This is a genomic window from Corynebacterium sp. HMSC073H12 (assembly GCF_001837775.1).
Classification (GTDB): domain Bacteria; phylum Actinomycetota; class Actinomycetes; order Mycobacteriales; family Mycobacteriaceae; genus Corynebacterium; species Corynebacterium amycolatum.
In genome coordinates this window covers 101,403-124,020 of sequence record NZ_KV834038.1, presented here as the reverse complement: position 1 = coordinate 124,020, position 22,618 = coordinate 101,403, and the positions used below count along the sequence as shown (strand labels likewise).

Genomic DNA, 22,618 nt, shown 5'->3' with positions numbered 1-22,618 from the left:
ATTTAGGCGGCTCGAAAATAGAAGGCATCGCACCGGTAGGGAAGGGCGATGCCTTCTTCGTATGTGTGCCCCAAGTGCTCGTGGAGATACCAATGCAAGTTCGCCTCCACCTTGGCGCGAGTGGAGGGCTTGGAACGAAGCCAATAAGAACGGGTTCGTGCCAGCAGCACGATGTCCTCGATGGTCAGTGTCTGCTCCCAGGCCAGACGTACCTCATCGATTAACTCCAACTCCGGGCCAACCTCGGGGTAGAAGCCGGGACGCAACACGTCGCCGGCGTGCATGATGCGGCTGAGCCGATGCACCCACGGTACGGAAACATCCAAGGTGTTCCACACCAACATAGCCACGCCATCCGCGCGTAGCACCCGAGCGAGTTCTTTACTGGCAGCTGTCGGGTCGACCCAGTGCCACGTCTGCGCACATGTGGCTACATCGACGCTGTCGGACTCCAGCCCCGTGCGCTCCGCAGTACCTTCCAGGCATTCCGCCGCTGGCACATTGTGCATCAGTGCTTGCCGCATAGCGGTGGAGGGATCGAGTGCCAGCAGGGTGGCATCGCGGTAGACGTCGGCAAGCGAGGCGGTGAGCTTTCCCGTGCCGGCGCCGATGTCGGCGACTACCTGTGGGCGCGGTGCAAGACGGGCAAGCGCTTCAATGACGGTCGGAGGATATCCGGGACGCACGCGGTGGTAGCCCGAGGCGCCGTCAGCGCTTTCTTGCAGGTCGTCGTCGAAAGTAGCGCCTGCGCGGTGGCGGTCAGCTGCATCGCGGAACGTTGGCGTTTCGCGTGCTGACGTCGGTGGAATCGGTGGGTGTTCGTTAACTCCGGGCACGACTTATACCCTAGGGCACGCGTGCGGGGCCATCGCTAGTAGACTCTACAAACATGACCGCTGCATACGCTGATGACTTGATGGACTTTGATGAGGTCCTCGAACGTTTTGACCCGGTAATGGGCATGGAGGTTCACGTCGAGCTCTCGACGAATACCAAGATGTTCTCCCCCTCCTCGGCGCACTTTGGTGCCGAGCCGAATAGCAACGTCGATCCCTGCAGCCTCGGCCTACCTGGCGCGCTGCCCGTGGTTAACCGTCAGGGCGTTGAGTGGGCCATCAAGATTGGCCTGGCGCTGAACTGCGAGATTGCTGAGTCCTCCCGCTTCGCGCGCAAGAACTACTTCTACCCGGACCAGCCGAAGAACTACCAGATTTCGCAGTACGACGAACCAATCGCCTACGACGGATATCTTGACGTTCAGCTTGACGACGGCACGGAGTTCCGTGTCGAAATCGAGCGCGCTCACATGGAAGAAGACACCGGCAAGCTGACGCACTTGGGCGGTGCCGATGGTCGTATTCACGGCGCCACGCGTTCGCTGGTGGACTGCAACCGCGCAGGTATTCCGCTGATTGAGATCGTTACTAAGCCGATTCTCGGTGCAGGGGAGCGTGCCCCAGAGGTTGCTCGTGCGTACGTTTCTGCGCTGCGTGACCTGGTGAAGTCCCTCGGTGTCTCCGATGCCCGCATGGACCAGGGCTCGATGCGTGTGGACTCCAACGTTTCCCTGCGCCCAATCGGCCAGGAGGAGTTCGGCACTCGTACCGAGACTAAGAACATCAACTCCCTGAAGTCGGTTGAACAGGCTGTTCGCTACGAGATGCAGCGCCAGGCTGCTGCGATTACTAATGGCGAGGAGATTGTTCAGGAAACCCGCCACTACCAGGAGACCGACGGCACGACCTCCAAGGGCCGCCCGAAGGAATCGCAGTCGGATTACCGCTACTTCAACGACCCGGATCTGCCACCGGTGATTGCTCCGCGTGAGTGGGTGGAGGAAATCCGCGCAACTCTGCCGGAGCTGCCGTGGGTGCGTCGTGCCCGTATTCAGGAAGAGTGGGGTCTGAAGGACGAGGAAATGCGCGACTTGGTTAACGCCGGCGCTCTCGACCTGATTGTCGACACCGTTGAGGCTGGTGCCGGTCCGGCTGAGGCTCGTTCCTGGTGGGTTGCTTACCTGGCGCAGAAGGCCAATGAGGCAGGCGTGGAGCTGGCTGAGCTCGCGATTACCCCGGCACAGGTTGCACGTGTGATTGCACTGATTGAAGAGGGCAAGCTGACCAACAAGCTGGCCCGTAAGGCCGTCGACGGCGTGCTCGCAGGCGAGGGCGATGTTGATGAGGTCGTTGCTGCCCGTGGCCTGGAGGTCGTTCGCGACGACGGTGCTATTGAGAAGGCCGTCGACGATGCACTGGCTGCTAACCCGGACATCGTCGAGAAGTACCGAGCTGGCAACAAGAAGGTTGTCGGTGCCATCGTGGGGCAGGTTATGAAGGCCACCCGCGGCAAGGCAGACCCGGCTCAGGTCAACCAGCTGATTGCGAAGAAGCTGAGCTAGCCTCCCTGAAAGCTAATCCGGGGAACCGCCGGCGGCACCATCGCTCGGCAGTCTGACGACGCGCTCGTCGGACTCCGACGGTTGTGCCCCGGCGGTTTTGTTGGTCGTGGCACCCCAAACTTCAATACCCTGATTCGCTGCGACAGCCGCTACATGCGAGATGTGGCCGAAGTCGCCGTCGACAAGCACTTCAGGGGAACCCTTGACCTCCCACGCCGCGTCGGGCCCACTTGACTTCGGACCCACCGGCATGGAGATGACCTTCTGCGCGTCTGGGATGGCAATGACCACGCGGTCACCCATCACTGCGCATCCACCGATGGAATCGTTCAGGTCCACACCGCCGAGGGGGTTGATCACAGGGCCGGTGAGCTGAACCAGCTGTGGGGTGCCGTCGAGAATGGCGGTTGCCAACGGCGGCATTCCGTCCGGACCATGGCAGAACTGCTGAAACTCAATGCCTGGATCTCCCACGAGCAATTTGCGCGGGGACAGGGTGTCCGAAGTTCGGTCAAAATAGATTCCAAGAATGCCGGGCTCGCTGAGGTCCGGAAGTTCGCGCACATCAGCGGTGCCGCCCTCCACGAGGGTGACGCGCGCAATGGTGTCGTCGTTACGCAAAACAAAGACCTGACGGTCCTCTTCAACCGAGGGACTGGGCAGCAGTTGTTTTGCAGGGGCGCCGAGCCGTGCGACCTCACGCGGTGTCTTACCCGGTGCGACAACGGTGAGCGCACCGTCGTCGGTGGCGACGAGAGCCTCCCCAGGGGCGGTTGAGGCTAGCGCGGTGGTAAGCGGTAGGCAGGCCGCGAGAGTGACATCGTCGAGGTCGCAGGGACCTTTGTCTTTGGCTTTGCTTTCCGTGGTTGGGACCGGGGTAGAGGGCAAATCAGGAGAGGAAAACTTCGGCATGGCAATGCCTGTCGGTTCTGACTTGTCTTCAGTAAACGGCAACTCAAGCGCGCTCGAGGCACTCATGCAGCCGGAAAGAGAGACCATCCCGACGACACCAGCAGCGAGCGCAGCACGACGATGCCGCCCGCGAGCGCGAGCCTGTGCACTGCTGGTGTGGACGAGGTGGAATCCCATAGGCATACACAATACAGCCTCGTTTCACGGCCACGCCTGCGACCAAAAGTGAGGCAGTAGTTTTAATGTGGACGATGTGAGCGACTCAGAGAAGTACCCGAACGACCGCGCCCTCGAGAATGTGGAGGACGGATTCGATGACGATCTCGACGTCCCGACCTACCGCAAGCTCGCTGAGCCAATGAACGAAGAAACCAACCGCGATGACAGCGACAACACCGCAACGCAGATTTTTCCGGGTGTGCCGGAAAAGCGCGTAAAGGAGGAGCCGGAGGCGGAGGCAGACCAAGAAAACCTGCCGCCGGAATCCGCCGCTGCATCAGAGACAGAGGCAGAGACAGAGGTTGAGCCGAGCTCGGAACCGGAGCCTGAAGTTCAGGAAGCCCCGAAGAAGCGCTACGACGCCTACGCCGCTGCAGGCCGCACGGCACCTCAGGTGATTAGCCCTGCCGGTAAGCCTTCGTCGCGGGATGAACAGGCCGAAACTGAATTGGCACCCGCAGCCGATAAAGAGTCGGAGGTAGCCCCGGAGTCGGAGGCGACCGAAATCTTTGAGCAGCCGGCTCGTAGCGAGCGCGTTGATTCAGATGAAGATTTCAGCCAGCCGACGCAAGCCTTCTCGGCTTCTGAAGCGGCAGCAGCGTCCGCAGCGGGAACTGCCGCAAATAAGTCGGAAGCACAGTCAGCATTCGACGATGAGGCGGAGTCAACCTATGGCTCTGCACGCAATTCCGCAGCTGAGACTCAGTATTTCGATGAATCGGATTTCGCTGAACCGGCTGGCTCTCGCGATACCGCTGGTGCAGCTGGTGCCGCTGGTGTTGCAGGAGCAGGCGTAGGAGCCGCCGGGGCAACCGCTGCTACGACTACCGCCGCTGCTGACGACGATGAAGACACGGACTTTTACGACGACAACGAACCGGAGCACCGTCGCGGCACCACTGATTTCGGCCTTCTGCTGCTGCGTCTTGGATTGGGTGCGCTGCTGTTGGTCCATGGCCTGACAACGCTGCTCGGCTGGGGCAACTCCGGTGGCACCACTGCGCTGGAGACGCAGTTTAGCCAGAACAACTTCGCCCTCGGCCCTGTGATGGCCACTGCCATCCCAACAGTTCAGCTCATCGCGGGTGCCCTGCTCATCTTGGGGCTTGCGACACCGCTGGCCGCAGCATTGGCGCTGGCATTGTCCGCCTACCTCAGCATGTTTGATGTAGCTACCTCTGCCAATGGCGTGAATATCGTCGGCCAGGATTCCAGCAACCTTCAGCTACAACTGTTGATGACCGCCATGGCACTTGGCTTGCAGTTCACCGGCCCAGGCCGCATCGGCATCGACTTCGGACGCGGCTGGGCTCGTCGCCCACTGGCATCGTCTTGGATCTTCGGAATTCTGTCCATCGCTGCAGCAATTGGCCTGTGGTGGCTGACGACCGGCACGCTGCCGTTTGTTGGCTAAGGCAGCTTGCAGCTACACAAACAGTCGAGCGACCTAAACTAGGTTCTCGGTTAGGGTCGGGGTACAATGCCCCCTATGCCAAAGTCGAGACACGCACTAAAGACCACCCTCGCGGTGGTCTTTTTCATGTCTTCGATGGGCGCGACAACGTCGATCCACTCACCGTCGACAGCTGCTGCCGACGAGCACAGTGAGGTTGCAGCCTCCGTCTCGTCGGCAAGCGCCTGGCCGACACATGAGGTGAGTCTGCCACGCATGAACCTCAACGCCGAAGGGTTGATTGAGACTGACCCACGCACGCAAATGGCGGTGAGCTACGAGCCGGTGGGCGTGGGGTACAGCAGCCAGGCACCGCAACGCCCGCTGCCGGCGCTATCCCTGATTAAGCTGTATATCGGTCAGTATGTGCTCGAACACGGCACTGCCGACGATGCCGAGCGCGTCGAAAAGATGATTTCGCGTTCCGACGACGATTTGGCAGCCGACTTCTACCGGAAGTACCCGGAATCGGTCGATTCCCTTGCGACCGAGTACGGCCTATTCAACACTTCCGGCGGAGAAAAGTGGGGAGTATCGAGGACCACCGCGGAAGATGTGGTGTCTTTTATTTCCCAGCTTCGTCTGAAGCATCCTAATTCTGAGGTGCTTGAGGCGATGCGACACTGGTCGCCGGTTGCTGCCGATGGCTATCGACAGAATTTTGGTCTTGCCGGCCTGCCCGGTTCTGAAGGTGCGAAGATGGGCTGGTCCAACCGGCGTTCGTGGCACTCTTCCGTTGTTTTTGGCCCCGGATATGTAATGGCGGCCATTACCGAGGGCGGCAAATATGCACACACCGAGGACGTCGCTGAGGGGATTGCCGACGTCGAGTACCGGGATTTGGTGATGCCCACGCGGAAGATTGGGCGCAAAGCTACCCTGGAAACGCCAAAGGCCCGTGCGGTAAGCACAGGCCTTTAAGCGGGTTTGATCTAGCTAGTCGACAATGCGGACCGCGCCCTTATCCGCACTGGACGCCATCTTGGCGTATGCGCGCAGCGCCTTGGATACCTTGCGCGGACGCGGCTTGTGCGGAGTAAACGGCTTGTCGCGCTTGAGCTCCTCATCGCGGCGAGCGGCCAGCTCCTCGTCGGACACCTGAATCTCGAGGCGTCGTTCAGCGACATCGATGTACACCGGGTCGCCGTTGCGGACGAGACCGATTGCACCGCCGGCAGCGGCCTCCGGGGAAACGTGGCCAATAGACAGTCCAGAGGAACCGCCGGAGAAGCGACCATCGGTGACCAGCGCACAGACCTTCCCCAGGCCAGCGCCCTTGATGAATGCGGTCGGGTGCAGCATCTCCTGCATGCCCGGGCCGCCGGAAGGACCCTCATAGATGACAAAGAGAACTTCGCCCGGCTGCAAGGTGCGGTTCAAGATGACCGAGACAGCCTCTTCCTGGCTCTCTACGACACGAGCGGTGCCTTCGAAGTGGAACTGATCCTCGCCGATACCCGCGGTCTTCAGAACAGCACCGTCTTCGGCGATGTTGCCGCGCAGGACACACAGACCGCCTTCCTTCGTGTAGGCGTGGTCGAAGTCGCGGATGCAACCATTTACGGAGTCCGTATCCAGGCTCTCCCAGCGGTTGGACGTGGAGAATGGCTCGGTGGTGCGGACACCGCCAGGGGCTGCGTGGAACAGCTCAATCGCCTCGTCAGTGGCCTTGCCGCCGCGAATATCCCAGTTGTCCAGGTGCTCCTCCAACGATGGGGAGTGAACGGAGCGGACATTCATTTGCAGCAAGCCCGCGCGGCGCAGTTCGCCGAGGATGGCTGGAATACCGCCGGCGCGGTGGACGTCCTCCATGTAGTAGTCCGAGTTCGGTGCCACCTTGGACAGACAAGGCACGCGGCGGGAAATGGCGTCGATGTCAGAGAGATCGAAGTCAATCTCGCCCTCCTGTGCGGCAGCGAGAATGTGCAGCACGGTGTTGGTGGAACCGCCCATGGCAACGTCCAGCGTCATTGCGTTGACAAAGGCATCGCGGTTGGCGATGTTGCGCGGCAGCACGGACTCGTCACCATCGTGGTAGTAGCTCTTCGCCAGGTCCACAATCAGTTCACCGGCGCGGGTGAACAAATCGCGACGGGCCTGCTGAGTTGCCAAGGTCGAACCGTTGCCCGGCAAGGACAGGCCGAGGGCCTCGGTCAGGCAGTTCATCGAGTTTGCGGTGAACATACCCGAGCACGATCCGCAGGTCGGGCACGCCGAGCGCTCGATGTCGAGCAGGTTCTTGTCATCGACCTTGTCGTTCGCGGATGCAGAAATAGCCGAGATGAGGTCAGAGCCGGGCTTGACGACGCCATCGATAACAACCGAAGATCCCGATTCCATCGGCCCGCCGGAAACGAAGACCACCGGGATATTCAGACGCAGAGCCGCATTGAGCATGCCCGGCGTGATCTTGTCACAGTTGGAAATACAGACCAATGCGTCAGCGGTGTGAGCGTTGACCATGTACTCCACAGAGTCAGCAATAATCTCACGGGACGGCAGCGAGTAGAGCATGCCGTCGTGGCCCATCGCAATTCCATCATCGACAGCAATGGTGTTGAACTCACGGGGGACACCACCGGCTGCGGTCACAGCTTCTGCGACGATGTCGCCAACGTCCTTCAGGTGCACGTGACCCGGAACGAACTGAGTGTAAGAGTTGGCAATTGCGATAATCGGCTTGCCGAAGTCGTTATCGGTCATGCCAGTTGCGCGCCATAGGGAACGCGCACCTGCAGCATTACGGCCGGCAGTGGTGACTTTAGAGCGAAGGGGAATCATGGGGGCTGCCCTTCCTAGATAGGGTGCAAGGTAATTAATTATCCATATTAATCACAAAAAGCCCCTAATTTCTCATTTCGCGGTCACTAGTGTCCGCATAATGAGATTTAGGGGCTTTGTGGACTGCTTATATGTTACTCGGCAGAGGTGTCACCTTTAGGCTTGGCATCTTTGGCTTTAGCGCTTTTAGCCTTGGCATCGGCCTCAACCTCACTGGCCTTCTTCATTACGGAGTAGCCATCGCGGTCGAAAACCTCGACCTTGTCATTTTCCGCCATGCGAGCCGAAGCAATCGGATCTGGAATCAGACCGCCGGTGGCTTCCTTCAACTCCGGTAGCGAATTAAAAGAGATGGCCGGCAGGGCGATGCGCTCATCGGACTTGGTCACGGCAAAGGCGCGACCGCCCTTGTTGAAGAATATGCCCGCAAATTCGCTCCAGGGCACCGAGCGGCGCTTGGCCAATAGGTACACCGCAGTGATACCGCGTGGCCCCACAGTGGTGCGTACTCGGAAAATCCAAAGCGTATAAATCAACGGTGCCAGGAAGGTAACGGCCAGCCACGGGGCAAAACCGGTGGCAATTACACACAGCACGAGCATGAACGCAACGATGAACAGATGCGTCTTCTGTGGGCGAAATCGCTGCGTCGCAATTTTTGGCTGTGGAGTCGAGTCAGTCATGGCCTTTGATTGTAGCGGGTAGTTCGGATTCGCTAATGCACGGTAGGCGGTTGCGCGTTATTGCGTATCAGCGGAGTTCGGTTCCGCGTTGTTAGTGGAGTCTGTCGACTGTGATCCGCCAGAGCGCTCGTTGTCGGTGTTGCTCTGGTCAGAGTCCGGCTCGGTGGAGGTGGCCGTCGAAGGTGCGCGGTTCTGCGTGCTCTGAGGCTGCTGGGAAGTCTCGGACGGCTGATTCTGTGGCGTCTGAGTCTGCTGCGAAGTCTCGGTGGGCTGCACACTCTGTGTGGTGTTAGTCGGCTGATTCGATGACTGCGGAGCTGACGACTCTTCCGGGTCCTCTTCCTGTGTCGTTACCCGATCGCTCCACCTGCTCGGTGCCAACCATCCAGATGGGCCGTCCTCAGTTTCGACTGTCATCAGGTTCAAAATGAAGAGAATCAGTAAGGTTACCAAGAGCACAATCGTCGAAACGCGAGCGCGTCCACCTGCGGAGAGGATGCGACGAACCTTCTGGCGCGTCGTGAGTGTCTTCCAATCGGGGTGGTTAATCAGCTTGCGGATCGCGTTGTTGTTTTCACTGTCTTCCTGCTCGCGTCGCGCATCGTCAAGATTGGCTCCCGCGTGCGGAAGATCGGATCGTTCATTCCCGTCTTGCTTGTCGACGGTCTGAGTTTCCATCAGCTTGGTTTCTGCGGTATCCGGCTGGACAGTAGTGTTCGCTACCGCTTCGACAACTTCGGTTGGAGCACTGTCGCCGTCGTCAAGCTGTTGTCTTTGTCCCTGCTTGGCATCGGCTCGCTTGAGCTGTTCTATCATAGTGTCATCGCGGACGTGGCCGGTGATTTCTTCGGCGGGAGCAAACGGGGTCTGTTGGGCGCGCTCGCCGTAGTCATCCCACCAAGTGTCGATGACTGCGGCGCGGATGGCGCGCTCGATGAGCCATTGGTCGCCCGGTTTGCAGTCGACAATCAAGCGCATAGTGACGGTCCACGGCAGGCCCATAACCGTTGGCGGATTGAGTTCCGTGGAGGACTGCAGCTTGATCTCGGAGAGAACTGCGTCCTTGACAGAGTCCAGTGCGATTGCACGCTTGGCGGCGGCGACAGTGCGCTCTTCCAAATCCTTAATGGAGCCACCGGCGGTCATCGGTACGGGAACTTCAACAACAGCACGGGACCACTGTGAGGAGTAGTTGATACACATGCGTGCCTCGGAGTTCGGCACGATGATTTCCTCGCCGTTAAGGGTTCGGACGGTGGTGGCGCGCAATGTCATATTGACCACGTCACCCTGCACGGTCCCCGAAGGGGCATGGAACTCAACCCAGTCGCCAATGCCGTACTGTTTCTCGGCAATGATGAACAGTCCGCCAAGGAAGTCGGCGATGACTCCCTGTGCGCCAAAACCAACAGCGGCGGAAACGACCGTCGCGGGGATAGCGGCGGCGGTCAGTGAGATTCCGAATTTCGACAGAATCGCGATGATTAAGACGAAGTATGCAATGACTTCGACGATGTAAACCACAGCGCCAATCAGTGCGCGCCGGCCCTTGGACTGCTCCTCTGAAGAGGAGATGTTTCCGTCCGCAATTGCCAGAACGAAACGTCGGATACGGGGAACAAGAATTAGCAGAATGGCCAGACACGCGATGGCAAGGCCGTTATTGGCCACCCATTGCCATGTCCGTAACAACATGTATTGCAAAAATTCCATGCCATCCACCGTAGGTCGTTCGCCTTAATATGCGCTGAGTTTAAAGGTAAAGAATCATGCATAAAGACGAGCTTTGGAATTGAGGTTTGCGGGGCTCGGGTGCGTAGGGCTCGGGTGCGCAGGTTTGGGTGTCCCCGGGGTCGTGGTCGGGGAGTTTCTGGGTAGAGTAATTCCCAAAGTTGGGGTGGGGTTCTCGTTGGAATCGGGTGGGTGCTCGGGGTGTTATACGGGCGGGGCGTCCAATTGGCGGGATTGACTTCTCACTATGTGGACGTTATGGTTGTAGCCAACGCCACATTCGTAGCTTCTTCGCGTGAATGTGAGTTGAGTAGTTGCCCACCATGACCCAGGAGCGAAATCGTGAACGCGCACGAGCAGCACACCCCATCGCCCGCCCAATTCGCAGCTAAGGCGCGCACCAGCGCCCCCGAGCGAATTTCTGGTGCACAAGCCATTGTCCGATCCCTTGAAGAGCTTGGTGTTGAGGTAGCCTTCGGCATTCCCGGTGGTGCAGTCCTTCCGCTCTACGATCCGATTTATGACTCGGAAAAGCTCCGCCATGTGCTCGTGCGCCACGAGCAAGGAGCTGGCCACGCTGCCACTGGTTACGCGCAGGTTTCCGGCAAGGTCGGTGTCTGTATCGCGACTTCCGGCCCGGGTGCTACTAACCTGGTGACCCCGCTCGCGGATGCTCAGATGGACTCTGTTCCGGTTGTCGCTATCACCGGTCAGGTCGGTCGCCCGCTGCTGGGTACCGACGCTTTCCAGGAAGCTGACATCCGCGGTGTGACCATGCCGATTACTAAGCACAACTTCATGGTCACCGAAGCTGAGGACATCCCGCGCGCGCTCGCCGAGGCATTCCACCTGGCTTCTTCTGGGCGTCCAGGCCCGGTTCTGGTTGATGTCCCGAAGGACCTCCAGAATACGATGATTGACTTCACCTGGCCGCCGGAGATTGACCTGCCGGGCTACCGTCCTGTGACGACTCCGCACCAGCGCCAGATTGACGAAGCCGCTGAGATGATTGCTGCAGCCAAGCGTCCGGTGTTCTACATCGGTGGTGGCGTCATTAAGGCTGATGCTTCAAAGGAACTGGTCGAGCTCGCCGAGCAGACTGGAGTTCCGGTTGTGACCACGCTGATGGCTCGCGGCGCATTCCCGGACTCGCACCCGCTGCACATGGGTATGCCGGGCATGCACGGCAAGGTGTCCGCCGTCGCTGCTCTACAGAAGTCAGACCTGCTCATCACTATCGGCGCGCGTTTCGACGACCGTGTTACCGGTGATCTGAATTCCTTCGCGCCGAACGCGAAGGTTATCCACGCCGACATTGACCCGGCAGAGATTGGCAAGCTCCGCGAAGTTGACGTTCCCATCGTCGGTGATGCACGCGCGGTCCTTGCCGCACTTAGCGAGTCCTACACCAAGCTCGGTCTTAGCCGCCCGCAGATTGCCGACTGGCTGAAGCTTCTCGACGGTCTCCGCGACGAGTTCCCCCTCGGGTGGGAAGAGCCCACTGATGGTGCAATCGCTCCGCAGTTTGTAATTCAGACTCTGTCCGACATCGTTGGCCCGGAGGCCATCTATGCCGCTGGCGTCGGCCAGCACCAGATGTGGGCAGCGCAGTTCGTCCAGTACGAGCACCCGCGCACCTGGCTTAACTCCGGTGGTGCCGGCACGATGGGCTACTCAATTCCGGCTGCGATGGGTGCCAAGGCGGCTGCTCCAGAAAAGGAAGTCTGGGCCATTGATGGTGACGGTTGCTTCCAGATGACCAATCAGGAGCTGACCACCTGTGCAATGGAAGGTTTCCCCATCAAGGTTGCCTTGATTAACAACGGTAACCTGGGCATGGTTCGTCAGTGGCAGACGCTGTTCTACGATCAGCGCTACTCCAACACCAAGCTGCGCCCGGAGGACAACTCCTACCTGCCGGACTTCGTCCAGCTCTCCGAGGGGCTTGGCTGCGTGGCGATTCGCGTGACCAAGAAGGAAGATGTCGCTGCCGCGATTAAGAAGGCACGCGAGATTAATGACCGACCGGTGGTTATTGACTTCATTGTCGGTGAGGATGCTCAGGTGTGGCCGATGGTGGCAGCTGGCAAATCCAATGATGAGGTTGAATACGCCCGTGGTCTGCGCCCGCTGTTCAACGATGAGAACTCAGCGGCCGAGACCCCGGCTGACATCCACGGCACTGTTGTGGACAACGCCGAGGACGCCGCGAAGCAGCCCGCCGCTAACCACCCGTCCATGAAGGCCCGCTAATCGGGATCCGAAGCAACAGGAAGTGAGTCCCAAAATGGCTGAACTGCACACTCTATCCGTGTTGACCCTCGATGAGCCGGGTATTCTGGTCCGCATTGCGGGCATGTTCACCCGCCGAGGTTTCAGCATCCAGTCGATTACCTCGGGTGAAACTGAGACCGAGGGAGTCAACCGCATCACTGTCGTGGTTGAGACGGAGACGCTGCCGATCGAACAGATTACTAAGCAGCTCAACAAGCTGGTGCCCGTGCTGAAGGTGGTCCGCCAGCCCCCGGAGACCATGGTGTCGCGCGGACTGCTAATGGTGAAGGTTTCCTGCGACAACACCAATCGTCCGCAGGTCGTCGATGCCGCCAATCTCTTCCGTGCCCGCGTGGTGGACGTCTCTCAAGAGTCTGTCATCATTGAGGCGACGGGTGAGCGCTCGAAGCTTGTAGCCCTGCTGGAGGTCCTCGAGCCGTTTGGTATCCGTGAGCTCATTCAGTCCGGTACCGTCGCAATGGCACGCGGGCCGAAGCCGATGCTCCAGACCCGCTAACAACTAAACGCTAAGATTTTTAACGAATCCGATTCGAAAAGAGGCTAATTCTAATGGCTATTGAACTGCTGTACGACGACGATGCTGATCTGTCCATCATCCAGGGACGTAAGGTTGCCATCCTGGGCTACGGTTCCCAGGGCCACGCTCACGCTCAGAACCTGCGCGAGTCCGGTGTCGAGGTTGTTATCGGTCTGCGTGAAGGCTCCAAGTCCGCTGTGAAGGCCCAGGAAGCTGGCTTCGAGGTTAAGTCCAACGCAGATGCCGCTGCATGGGCAGACGTCATTATGGTGCTGGTTCCGGACACCACCCAGGCAAAGGTTTACAGCGAGGACATCGAGCCGAACCTGAAGGACGGCGACGCGCTGTTCTTCGGACACGGTCTGAACATCCACTTCGACCTCATCAAGCCGGCTGACAACATCACCGTCGGTATGGTTGCTCCGAAGGGCCCGGGTCACCTGGTTCGTCGTCAGTTCGTCGATGGTAAGGGCGTTCCGTGCCTGATCGCCGTTGACCAGGACCCGAAGGGCGAGGGCCGCGACCTGGCTCTGTCCTACGCTGCAGCTATCGGTGGCGCCCGCGCTGGCGTTATCCCGACCACCTTCGAGGCGGAAACTGTGACCGACCTCTTCGGTGAGCAGGCTGTTCTCTGTGGTGGCACCGAGGAACTGGTCAAGGTTGGTTTCGAGGTTCTGGTTGAAGCTGGTTACGAGCCGGAGATGGCATACTTCGAGTGCCTGCACGAGCTGAAGCTGATTGTTGACCTGATGTTCGAGGGCGGTATTGCCAATATGAACTACTCGGTCTCCGACACCGCTGAGTTCGGTGGCTACCTGTCTGGCCCGCGCGTTATTACCGCTGATACCAAGCAGCACATGCGCGAGATTCTGTCTGACATTCAGGACGGCACCTTCACCAAGCGCCTGATTGCCAACGTCGAGGGCGGCAACAAGGAGCTCGAGGACCTGCGCGCTTCCTACAACAACCACCAGATTGAAGAGGTCGGCTCCAAGCTGCGCGACCTGATGAGCTGGGTTAAGGTCGACGCTCGCGCTGAGACTGCTTAAGTTTGTTGCTTAAGCGAATCCCTCGCTTGTTCGCGAAGTAGGGCTTCATCACTGAGCTTCACCGCCGTGATGAGGCCCTTTTTCGTATCTCTCTTACTCGTTTTCTTTTACTGAAACGTGTGGGGTAGGCGGGTGGGATAAACGTTTGAGATAAAAGCAACTACGGCCAAACGGGTGTGGCTCCAGCCGCATCCGGGGTTCTAATCTGGGTTTAAAGGTCTCCCTCAACAAAAACGTTCGATAGTCTAATCGTTGAAATCAAATCATTTCACGGAGGTAATTGTGCGAGTATCCGCAATGACGCGGCGCGTGACGGCAACCGTTGCCCTGACGGTCAGCCTGGCGTTGGGGTCAAGCGCCCTGGTCGCGTGTGGTAATTCCGACAGCGCTGTTTCTGCGAAGAAGGTGGACGGTGAGTCGACGGTGCTTAGCGACGACATCGCAGCGTCGGAAAGCCTGATCGACAGTTCGGAAGCAGTTGTCGTTTCCTCGGCTGGCGCCGCTGAGCAGCGTCGGGCGGCAGGCATTGCGGTTGCTGCTGGGCTGCCGATGCTGGTGGCTGGTTCTGCCGAAGATGCAGAAGATGATAGCACTGCCAAGAGTCCCAAGAAGGACGCTCGTGGCCACGATACTGGCGCTGATATCGCCGATGTGGAAAAAGAGATTGACCGCCTGGGCGCAAAGACAGTCCTTACAGTAGGGGCAGTTGACCTGACCGGGGGAGAGGAGCGTCAGGTTATTGCAGATCCGGGTACGACCGATGGCCTCAAGGAGCTTGTCGGTACTGAATTCAAGGTTCTCAAAGAGACGGAGTCGAAGCCGACTCGTGCTGTCGTTGAGATGGATCCGGAGAAGCCCACTGTCGTCAAGGGTGACGCAACGAAGGATGGGGGCGCCAACCAGGAGGCTCAGGATCGCGCCAGCGATGGGCAGGATGACAAGGGGCAGGAGAGCATCACGCTGCCGAAGGGATCGCCAAAGGAGGTCAAAGACAAATTGGCACTGGCCGCACCGGGTACTGGTTTGGCCTCCATTGCTACGGCCCGCGCCGCTGGTCTGAAGGTCAGTTGGTTGCCAGTGGGCGACGCGCGTGCTACCTCTGAGTCGATTTCGGCTGCTCGCGACGGCGAGTCCCTGATTGCTCTGGGTAAGGTTTTCGGCGATAAGGACAAGTTCGATCAGTCCATCGAGCTTGCCAAAAATGACAAGGTTAAGGAATTGCCGGGTGGAGGCACACTGCTGTTCCCCGGTCGTCATCTGATTGCAACGTATGGTCACCCAGGTGCCGCTCCATTGGGTGTGATGGGCGAGGATGATCCGGAGGATGCCGTCGCCCGCGCGAAGGACTACGTCAAGCAGTACGAGAAGTTCGCTGATGATCCGGTACTGCCGGCCTTCGAGATTATTGCTTCAGTCGCACAGGCAGACCCGGGCCCGCGCGGTGACTACTCTGAGCCAGCTCCGGTTGAGACTCTGAAGCCGTACGTCGAGGCCATGACCAAGGCCGGCGGCTACGTCATCATCGACTTGCAGCCGGGCAGTGCAGACTTCCTGGACCAGGCCAAGTTCTACGAAGAACTGCTGAAGATGCCAAACGTCGGTCTGGCGCTGGATCCGGAGTGGAAGATGGAACCGGGGCAGGTTCCGGCGACTCAGGTTGGTCACGTTAAGGCTGAAGAGGTCAACCGCGTTGCTGATTGGCTGGCTGAGCTGACTCGTAAGAACAACCTTCCGCAGAAGATGCTGATGCTGCACCAGTTCCAGCTACAGATGATTCGCGACCGCGAGACGCTGGATCTGTCGCACCCGGAGCTCGCATTCGTACTGCATGCCGACGGCCATGGCACCGCGCAGGAAAAGTTTGAGACCTGGAACGTCATGCTGCAGGATTTGCAGCCGGAGATTTTCGAGGCGTGGAAGAACTTCATCGACGAGGACCAGCCGATGTTTACTCCTGAGGAGACCATGAACATCGAACCGCGTCCATGGTTGGTTACGTACCAGTAGGTTATAGACCAGCAGAAATAAAAATATAACGCGAAGAATTTTGCCGACTTGAATGTCGGGGGCAACGGCGCTTACTCCCTAAACAAAGGGTAGTAAGCGCCGTTTTGCTTAGGTAAGTACCCCCGCGACTCACCCCCAGAGTTTATGATGAGACGTAATGCGCGTGCACGCTTTAGTAGTTTTCTTAAGTGACACCGCACATACTGCATAAATTTTTCGAGACAAACCAGGAGATGCTTGTGAGCCAGAACGCTCGCCCCGTTGTCCTCATCGCCGACAAGCTGGCACAGTCCACAGTGGACGCATTGGGGGATTCCGTTGAGGTCCGTTGGGTAGATGGTCCGAACCGCGCTGAGCTCCTGGCTGCGGTTGGTGACGCTGACGCACTGCTCGTCCGCTCCGCTACCACCGTGGATCAGGAAGTCCTCGAGGCGGCTCCGAATCTGAAGATCGTCGGCCGTGCCGGCGTTGGCCTGGATAACGTCGACATCGATACCGCTACCAAGCGCGGCGTCATGGTTGTTAACGCTCCGACCTCCAATATTCACTCTGCATGTGAGCACGCAATCGCGCTGCTGCTGGCCACCGCTCGCCAGCTGCCGGCTGCGGACGCGTCCCTGCGTGAGGGGGAGTGGAAGCGCTCTTCCTTCAAGGGTGTCGAAATCTTCGGCAAGACCGTCGGTATCGTCGGTTTCGGTCACATCGGCCAGCTGTTTGCGCAGCGTCTCGCTGCTTTTGAGACCAACATCATTGCGTACGATCCGTACGCGAACCCGGCCCGTGCTGCTCAGCTCGGTGTTGAGCTGGTTGAGCTGGAAGACCTGATGGCTCGTGCTGATTTCGTGACCATCCACCTGCCGAAGACCAAGGAAACCGCTGGCATGTTCGATGCTGAGCTCCTGGGCAAGGCCAAGAAGGGGCAGATCATCATCAACGCTGCCCGCGGCGGTCTCGTCGACGAGCAGGCGCTTGCCGACGCGATCAAGGCTGGCAACATCCGCGGTGCTGGCTTCGATGTGTACGCGACCGAGCCGTGCACGGATTCCCCGCTGTTTGGCCTGCCGGAAACTGTTTGTGCTCCGCACCTGGGCGCCTCCACCGTTGAGGCTCAGGACCGTGCCGGTACCGATGTCGCTAAGTCCGTACTGCTGGCACTGGCTGGCGAGTTCGTCCCGGATGCCGTCAACGTTTCCGGTGGCGCTGTTGGCGAAGAGGTGGCCCTGTGGCTCGAGCTGGCTCGTGAGCTGGGTCTGGTTGCTGGTGGTCTGCTGGAGGGCGCTCCGGCCGCTGTTGAGGTCACCGCTCGCGGTGAGCTGCACACTGAGGACGTTAACGTTCTGGGGATGGCAGCAATCCGTGGACTGTTCTCCCTCATGGTGGAAGAGCCTGTTACTTTCGTTAACGCTCCGCGTATTGCAGAAGAGCGGGGTGTGACCTTCACTGTCGAGACTGAGCCGGAGTCCGTCTCCCACCGCTCCGTCCTCGAGGTCAAGGTCATCGGCGCTGATGGCTCCACCGCTACCGTAGTTGGTGCTCTCACTGGCCTGAACCGCGTTGAGAAGATTGTTCGTATCAATGGCCGCGGCATCGACATGCGTGCTCAGGGGCGTAACCTGTTCCTGCTGTACAAGGACGTTCCGGGTGCTCTGGGTCGCGTAGCTACCACCCTGGGTGAGTCCGGCATCAACATCGAGGCTGCTGCTCTGTCTCCGCAGGAAGCAGATCAGACTGCCATCCTGGTGCTGCGTGTTTCCAAGGAGGTTCCGGAGGAGCTCGTCGAAAAGATTGCCGAGGAAATCTCCGCTACCCACGCTCTGCAGCTTGAGCTGGACTAGTTTTGAGCGCCTAGGCGTTTTAGAGCTACTTCCTAGCCTATGAAAAATCCCCTCCAACCGGAGGGGATTTTTTGTTTGCCTGCTGCTTCTTATAGCTGTTTTACAAGCCTTAGCCCTTCATCGAGCCCTTCTCAATCATGTTGACGTGGAAGTCGAAGGCAGTGCGCAGATCGTGCGGGGTAGACATGCCCGGAGCGGTCTTCAGCGCCCGCTCGTAGTACTCCTCCAGCAGTGGCTGGTACTCCGGGTGTGCAACGGAAATCATCTTAGCCACGCGGTCACGCGGTGCTAGGCCGCGCAGGTCAGCGAATCCGCGCTCGGTGATGATGACCATGGCGTCGTGCTCGGTGTGGTCAATGTGCGAAGCGAACGGAACGATAGTCGAAATCGCACCGTCCTTCGCCAGCGACGGCGAGATGAACGAGGAAACGAAGGCGTTACGGGTGAAGTCACCGGAACCGCCGATGCCGTTCATCATGCGGCTGCCGTTGATGTGGGTGGAGTTGACGTTGCCGTAGATGTCGGCCTCAATCATGCCGTTGGTGGCAATCAGACCAACACGGCGGACAACCTCCGGGTGGTTGGAGATCTGCTGCGGGCGCAGGATGATGTTCTTGCGGTAGCGAGCAGCCTCGTTGTTCATGCGCTCTGCCGCTTCCGGAGACAGGGAGAACGAAGTAGCCGAAGCGACGGTCATCTTACCTGCGTCAATCAGGTCAATCATGCCGTCCTGAATAACCTCGGTGTAGGCCTTGATGTTCTCAAACTTAGAGTCCAACAGACCCGCCATCACAGCGTTCGGCACGTTACCGACACCCGACTGCATGATGTACTGGTCGTAAGCCAGGCGACCCGCGCGAACTTCGCCCTCGAGGAAGTCGAGGAAGTGGCCAGCAATGGCCTTTGAGGTCTCATCCAACGGCTTGAACGGGGAGTTGCGGTCCGGCGCGTTGGTCTCGACAACTGCGACAACCTTGTCCAGGTTGATGTCGATGTAAGGGGTACCAATGCGATCACCCGGGGCGTTGATCGGCACCGGCGTGCGGTTAGGCAGGTGCTGAATGCGGTAGATGTCGTGCATGCCCTCGAGTTCCTCGGACTGCCACGAGTTGACCTCAATGATGATCTTGTCGGCGTTGTCCATCCACTCAACGTTGTTGCCAACGCTTGACGACGGAATGAGGTGTCCATCTTCCGTAATACGAGTGACCTCTACAATTGCGGCGTCAATCGGCAGGAAGCCCTGCTCGATGTACAGCGCGGAGTGGGAGAGATGGATGTCCTGGTACTTTGCCTTGCCGGAGTTGATGGACTTACGCAGTGCCGGATCTCCCTGGTACGGCATGCGGTAGCGGATGATGTCAGCTTCTGCCATCACGCCGTCACAGTCCGGGGCAGTGGAAGCGCCGGTGTAGATGTCGACAGCGAACTCTTCACCCTTGGCGTGGAGTTCCTTGCCGCGGTTTGCCAGCGCAGTCGGCAGAGCCTTCGGGTAGCCAGCACCGGTGAAGCCAGAGATGCCGAGGGCATCACCGTGATTGATAAACTGTGCCGCCTCGTCGGCGGTCATTACTTTGCCGCGCAAACCGGCATGTGCGATGCGATCAGACATGTCATCTCCTAAGTAGACTGTTCGACTTTAGTTTTGTCGCTTAACCTAGCATGCGCTAACAGTGTGTTGCCACACCCGCAGGTTGGGAAGTGATTTAGGGCACTCCAATCGCTTCAGTCGGTCGTTTATCGGCGCTCTTCCAGGGGCTTTGTTGCAGCAACTCCCGCACTTCTTCGTCGGTCAGCATGGCATCCTCGAACGCTTGCAGTGTGGCCTCTGGGTTAAATTTCACACCGATGAGTACGACCTCATTGGATGGTGGGACATCGGTCTGTGCCCACATGACAGCAGGGGTGATCTTCAGGTTCGGCCCCGCCTGACTCCACACGTGGGCGACTTCGAGGCGGTCGGAAATCCAGCAGTGTCCCTTGGATCGTACGAGGCCCTTTGTGCTGCGGAGGGCCTTGATTAGTCGTTCGCGGTCGAAGGGGCGGTTGCCTCGGAAAACAACCGAAGAAATGCCGTATTCTTCGGTCTCCGGTGTGTGGGGATTCGCAAGTTCTTCTGCATATCCGTGGAAAGTGGCCGCCGTGCCTTCGTCGTAAAGCGATGCGTCGAGAATGGCGGAGGTGGCGATTTCTCCGTTAGTCACGCGGACGATGCGTGCACGAGGGTTCATTGCGCGGATGGTTTCCTCGGTACCGCCGGTGAGCTTTTCGCCTGCGAGGTCGGATTTGGTGATGAGGATGAGATCGGCGAATTCCACCTGGTCGACAAGGAGGTCGGCGACCGTGCGTTCGTCGTCAGGCAGTGCACGTCCCTGGCGGAGGCTGTCGAGGAATGTGGAGGCGTCGACGAGCGTGACCATCGTGTCGATGGGGGCGATGTCGGCGAGGCGACGGCCGTCGTCGAATTCCCACTCGAAGGTAGCGGCGACTGGCATGGGCTCGGAGATGCCGGTGGATTCGATGACGATGTGCTCGAACTTGCCGCTGCGCGCGAGCTTGCCGACGTTTTCAACGAGGTCATCTCGAAGTGTGCAGCAGATGCAGCCGTTGGACATTTCGATGAAACGGTCTTCGCCGCGCTCGAGATATGTGCCCTGCTCAATCAGGGCGGCGTCGACGTTGACTTCCGAGAAGTCGTTGACGATAACCGCGATTTTGCGTCCCTGCGAGTTTGCCAGGAGGTTGTTCAGGAGGGTGGTCTTGCCGGCGCCTAGGAATCCGGACAGGACGGTGACGGGAGTGGTCGGGGTAGTGGTATCAGAAAATTCGGTAGAAGTCACCCAACAAGACTAGCGTACTGAAAATGATTATCAATAAAGTGTGCGTGAATTAAGGTGTGGGGGAGGTTGTAAAAGTGTCGTATGACTGATTGTTGGCCAGCTGTGACGTAGGGCATAAAACGGTGTTGTAGTCGGTTTTGGTGGCGCGTGGAGCGTGCCTAAAATGGGGGCGCTTTCGGACTTCTGAATGAAGGGCGCTAACCGCTTCGTTGATAGGGTTGGGGGTGTGCTTCGGTGTTCGAAGTGCTACCCCCGATAGTCGCGTTGGGGGATGCAGAAAGGTGAGTTCATGTCAGATCGTATTGCCCATGCCGGCCTCAAATCCAAGGTGATGACCGCGCAGGAGGCGGCACAGTTCATCAATCACGGAGATATGGTGGGCTTTGCCGGATTTACCGGCGCCGGCTATCCGAAGGTTGTTCCGCCGGCTCTCGCTGAGCGTATGGAGGCCGCTCACGAACGGGGTGATGAGTTCAAGATTAAGGTCTTGACCGGTGCTTCTACCGCTCCGGAGCTCGATGGTGTGTTGGCAAAGGCCAACGGTGTCGAGTGGCGCATGCCATACCAGTCTGATCCGACAATGCGTAGCCTCATTAATGCGGGCGACGCGTACTACAGTGATATTCACCTTTCGCACTCTGGTCCGATGACGGAGCAGGGCTTCTTTGGTCCGGTCAATGTTGCCGTCGTTGAAGCCGTTCGCATTAAGGCCGATGGCTCCCTGATTCTTTCCTCTTCGGTTGGTAATAGTGTTTCATATTTGAATGCCGCCGAGAAGATCATCATCGAGGTCAACTCCTGGCAATCTGAGGACCTCGAGGGCATGCATGATATCTACAGTGTCGGCCTGCCTCCGAACCGCAAGGAGATTCCGATTCTGACTCCGGGTGACCGTATTGGCACCCCGTATGTTCCGATTGATGTCGACAAGGTTGTTGCTGTCGTTGAGACTAACGCCGAGGACCGTAACTCGCCGTTCAAGCCGCTGGATGATGACTCTAAGGCCATTGCGGGCTACCTGCTCGACTTCCTCGATTGTGAGGTCAAGGCCGGACGTCTGCCGGAGAACCTGCTGCCGATGCAGTCGGGTGTCGGCAACATTCCAAACGCTGTGCTTGCGGGGCTGCTTGACTCCAAGTATGAGAACCTGACCTCCTTTACTGAGGTTATTCAGGATGGAATGATTAACCTGATGGATGCTGGCAAGCTGACCATGGCTTCCGGCACTGCTTTCTCGCTGTCTCCGGAATATGCAGCTCGAATGAATGAGAATGCTGCTGACTACCGTGACAAGATTGTGCTGCGTCCGCAGGACCTCTCCAATAACCCGGGGCTGACTCGCCGTATGGGGCTGATTGCCACCAACGGCATGATTGAGGCCGACATCTACGGTAATGTCAACTCCACTCACGTGGCTGGCTCGCGCTTGATGAACGGTATTGGTGGCTCCGGCGACTTCACCCGCAACGCCTACATTTCATCGTTCGTGTCTCCGTCGTTGGCTAAGAATGGCAATATTTCTGCTATCGTGCCCATGGTCTCCCATGTTGACCACACTGAGCACGACGTGATGGTTATCATCACTGAGCAGGGTCTGGCTGACCTCCGTGGTCTGGCTCCACGTCAGCGCTCCCGCCTTATTATCGAGAAGTGTGCTCACCCGATGTACAAGGAGGCGCTGCTCGAGTACGTTGAGCGTGCTGAGAAGGCCACTCCGTACCTGCACACTCCGCATGACCTGGGTACTTCTTACGACTTCCACCGTCGCTTCCTTGAGAACGGCTCGATGAAGCCGGTCGACTAAGGTTCTAGTGCGTTTCCCGCTTTACGACGAAGTTTGCGTCGTAGGGCGGGATTTGCTTTTAGTATCCGCTCGAAAGAGTGTTCGAATTTGGCGG

At 58.7% G+C, this 22,618-nt stretch carries 16 protein-coding genes; 9 read left to right on the top strand and 7 right to left on the bottom strand.

Annotated features, from left to right (window positions below):
• Positions 1–2: 2 nt before the first annotated feature.
• Positions 3–836, bottom strand: a complete 834-nt coding sequence (locus HMPREF2708_RS07265) for a class I SAM-dependent methyltransferase (protein WP_070833689.1) — start codon at positions 834–836, stop codon at positions 3–5.
• A 53-nt stretch (positions 837–889) separates the two neighbouring features.
• Here HMPREF2708_RS07265 and gatB point away from each other — a divergent pair, with 53 nt between their 5' ends.
• Positions 890–2,398 carry an Asp-tRNA(Asn)/Glu-tRNA(Gln) amidotransferase subunit GatB gene (gene gatB / locus HMPREF2708_RS07260; RefSeq protein WP_049181176.1) on the top strand — a complete coding sequence of 503 codons (1,509 nt, stop codon included), beginning with the start codon at positions 890–892 and terminating at the stop codon, positions 2,396–2,398.
• Positions 2,399–2,410: 12 nt separating this feature from the next.
• On the opposite strand, the gene HMPREF2708_RS07255 is transcribed toward gatB, so the two are convergent.
• On the bottom strand, positions 2,411–3,487 hold the full coding sequence (locus HMPREF2708_RS07255; protein WP_246840375.1) for a glucose dehydrogenase: 1,077 nt from the start codon (positions 3,485–3,487) through the stop codon (positions 2,411–2,413).
• Between the two features lie 76 nt (positions 3,488–3,563).
• Here HMPREF2708_RS07255 and HMPREF2708_RS07250 point away from each other — a divergent pair, with 76 nt between their 5' ends.
• The gene (locus tag HMPREF2708_RS07250; RefSeq protein ID WP_246840374.1) at positions 3,564–4,943 is read left to right on the top strand and encodes a DoxX family membrane protein; all 1,380 of its coding nucleotides are present in this window, start codon (positions 3,564–3,566) and stop codon (positions 4,941–4,943) included.
• 75 nt (positions 4,944–5,018) lie between these two features.
• Entirely contained in the window at positions 5,019–5,903 is an 885-nt protein-coding gene (locus HMPREF2708_RS07245) for a hypothetical protein (RefSeq protein WP_246840373.1), read from the top strand.
• Positions 5,904–5,918: 15 nt separating this feature from the next.
• On the opposite strand, the gene ilvD is transcribed toward HMPREF2708_RS07245, so the two are convergent.
• The 3 genes from ilvD to HMPREF2708_RS07230 all read right to left on the bottom strand — a co-directional run bounded on the left by ilvD (position 5,919) and on the right by HMPREF2708_RS07230 (position 10,159).
• The gene (ilvD, locus tag HMPREF2708_RS07240; RefSeq protein ID WP_070833685.1) at positions 5,919–7,763 is read right to left on the bottom strand and encodes a dihydroxy-acid dehydratase; all 1,845 of its coding nucleotides are present in this window, start codon (positions 7,761–7,763) and stop codon (positions 5,919–5,921) included.
• Positions 7,764–7,897: 134 nt separating this feature from the next.
• Positions 7,898–8,446, bottom strand: coding sequence for a PH domain-containing protein (locus HMPREF2708_RS07235; protein WP_070833684.1), 549 nt, complete (start codon positions 8,444–8,446; stop codon positions 7,898–7,900).
• A gap of 57 nt (positions 8,447–8,503) precedes the next feature.
• Positions 8,504–10,159, bottom strand: coding sequence for a mechanosensitive ion channel family protein (locus HMPREF2708_RS07230; RefSeq protein WP_070833916.1), 1,656 nt, complete (start codon positions 10,157–10,159; stop codon positions 8,504–8,506).
• Between the two features lie 360 nt (positions 10,160–10,519).
• Here HMPREF2708_RS07230 and HMPREF2708_RS07225 point away from each other — a divergent pair, with 360 nt between their 5' ends.
• From HMPREF2708_RS07225 to serA, 5 genes are all read left to right on the top strand, one after another.
• Complete coding sequence (locus HMPREF2708_RS07225) at positions 10,520–12,430, top strand: acetolactate synthase large subunit (protein ID WP_070833683.1); 1,911 nt, start codon at positions 10,520–10,522, stop codon at positions 12,428–12,430.
• A gap of 34 nt (positions 12,431–12,464) precedes the next feature.
• Entirely contained in the window at positions 12,465–12,968 is a 504-nt protein-coding gene (ilvN, locus tag HMPREF2708_RS07220; protein WP_005509600.1) for an acetolactate synthase small subunit, read from the top strand.
• A gap of 53 nt (positions 12,969–13,021) precedes the next feature.
• The gene (gene ilvC / locus HMPREF2708_RS07215; RefSeq protein ID WP_038628558.1) at positions 13,022–14,038 is read left to right on the top strand and encodes a ketol-acid reductoisomerase; all 1,017 of its coding nucleotides are present in this window, start codon (positions 13,022–13,024) and stop codon (positions 14,036–14,038) included.
• Between the two features lie 252 nt (positions 14,039–14,290).
• Positions 14,291–16,045 carry a hypothetical protein gene (locus HMPREF2708_RS07210; protein WP_246840372.1) on the top strand — a complete coding sequence of 585 codons (1,755 nt, stop codon included), beginning with the start codon at positions 14,291–14,293 and terminating at the stop codon, positions 16,043–16,045.
• Positions 16,046–16,284: 239 nt separating this feature from the next.
• Positions 16,285–17,880: a phosphoglycerate dehydrogenase gene (gene serA / locus HMPREF2708_RS07205; protein ID WP_038629526.1), complete on the top strand. Its 1,596-nt coding sequence runs from the start codon at positions 16,285–16,287 to the stop codon at positions 17,878–17,880.
• A gap of 109 nt (positions 17,881–17,989) precedes the next feature.
• Here the strand turns inward: serA and HMPREF2708_RS07200 are convergent, their stop codons facing one another.
• Complete coding sequence (locus tag HMPREF2708_RS07200; protein WP_070833681.1) at positions 17,990–19,492, bottom strand: acetyl-CoA hydrolase/transferase family protein; 1,503 nt, start codon at positions 19,490–19,492, stop codon at positions 17,990–17,992.
• Positions 19,493–19,586: 94 nt separating this feature from the next.
• On the bottom strand, positions 19,587–20,720 hold the full coding sequence (locus HMPREF2708_RS07195) for a GTP-binding protein (protein WP_070833680.1): 1,134 nt from the start codon (positions 20,718–20,720) through the stop codon (positions 19,587–19,589).
• Between the two features lie 289 nt (positions 20,721–21,009).
• Between HMPREF2708_RS07195 and HMPREF2708_RS07190 the strand changes: the two genes are divergently transcribed.
• Positions 21,010–22,524, top strand: coding sequence for an acetyl-CoA hydrolase/transferase family protein (locus HMPREF2708_RS07190; protein ID WP_070833915.1), 1,515 nt, complete (start codon positions 21,010–21,012; stop codon positions 22,522–22,524).
• Positions 22,525–22,618: the final 94 nt, after the last annotated feature.

Coding starts and splice junctions, on each gene's coding strand:
- HMPREF2708_RS07190 (WP_070833915.1), top strand. CDS start 21,010: ATGTCAGATCGTATTGCCCATGCCGGCCTCAAATCCAAGGTGATGACC.
- ilvC (WP_038628558.1), top strand. CDS start 13,022: ATGGCTATTGAACTGCTGTACGACGACGATGCTGATCTGTCCATCATC.
- ilvD (WP_070833685.1), bottom strand. CDS start 7,763: ATGATTCCCCTTCGCTCTAAAGTCACCACTGCCGGCCGTAATGCTGCA.
- HMPREF2708_RS07200 (WP_070833681.1), bottom strand. CDS start 19,492: ATGTCTGATCGCATCGCACATGCCGGTTTGCGCGGCAAAGTAATGACC.
- gatB (WP_049181176.1), top strand. CDS start 890: ATGACCGCTGCATACGCTGATGACTTGATGGACTTTGATGAGGTCCTC.
- HMPREF2708_RS07255 (WP_246840375.1), bottom strand. CDS start 3,487: ATGGGATTCCACCTCGTCCACACCAGCAGTGCACAGGCTCGCGCTCGC.
- HMPREF2708_RS07230 (WP_070833916.1), bottom strand. CDS start 10,159: ATGGAATTTTTGCAATACATGTTGTTACGGACATGGCAATGGGTGGCC.
- ilvN (WP_005509600.1), top strand. CDS start 12,465: ATGGCTGAACTGCACACTCTATCCGTGTTGACCCTCGATGAGCCGGGT.
- HMPREF2708_RS07235 (WP_070833684.1), bottom strand. CDS start 8,446: ATGACTGACTCGACTCCACAGCCAAAAATTGCGACGCAGCGATTTCGC.
- HMPREF2708_RS07245 (WP_246840373.1), top strand. CDS start 5,019: ATGCCAAAGTCGAGACACGCACTAAAGACCACCCTCGCGGTGGTCTTT.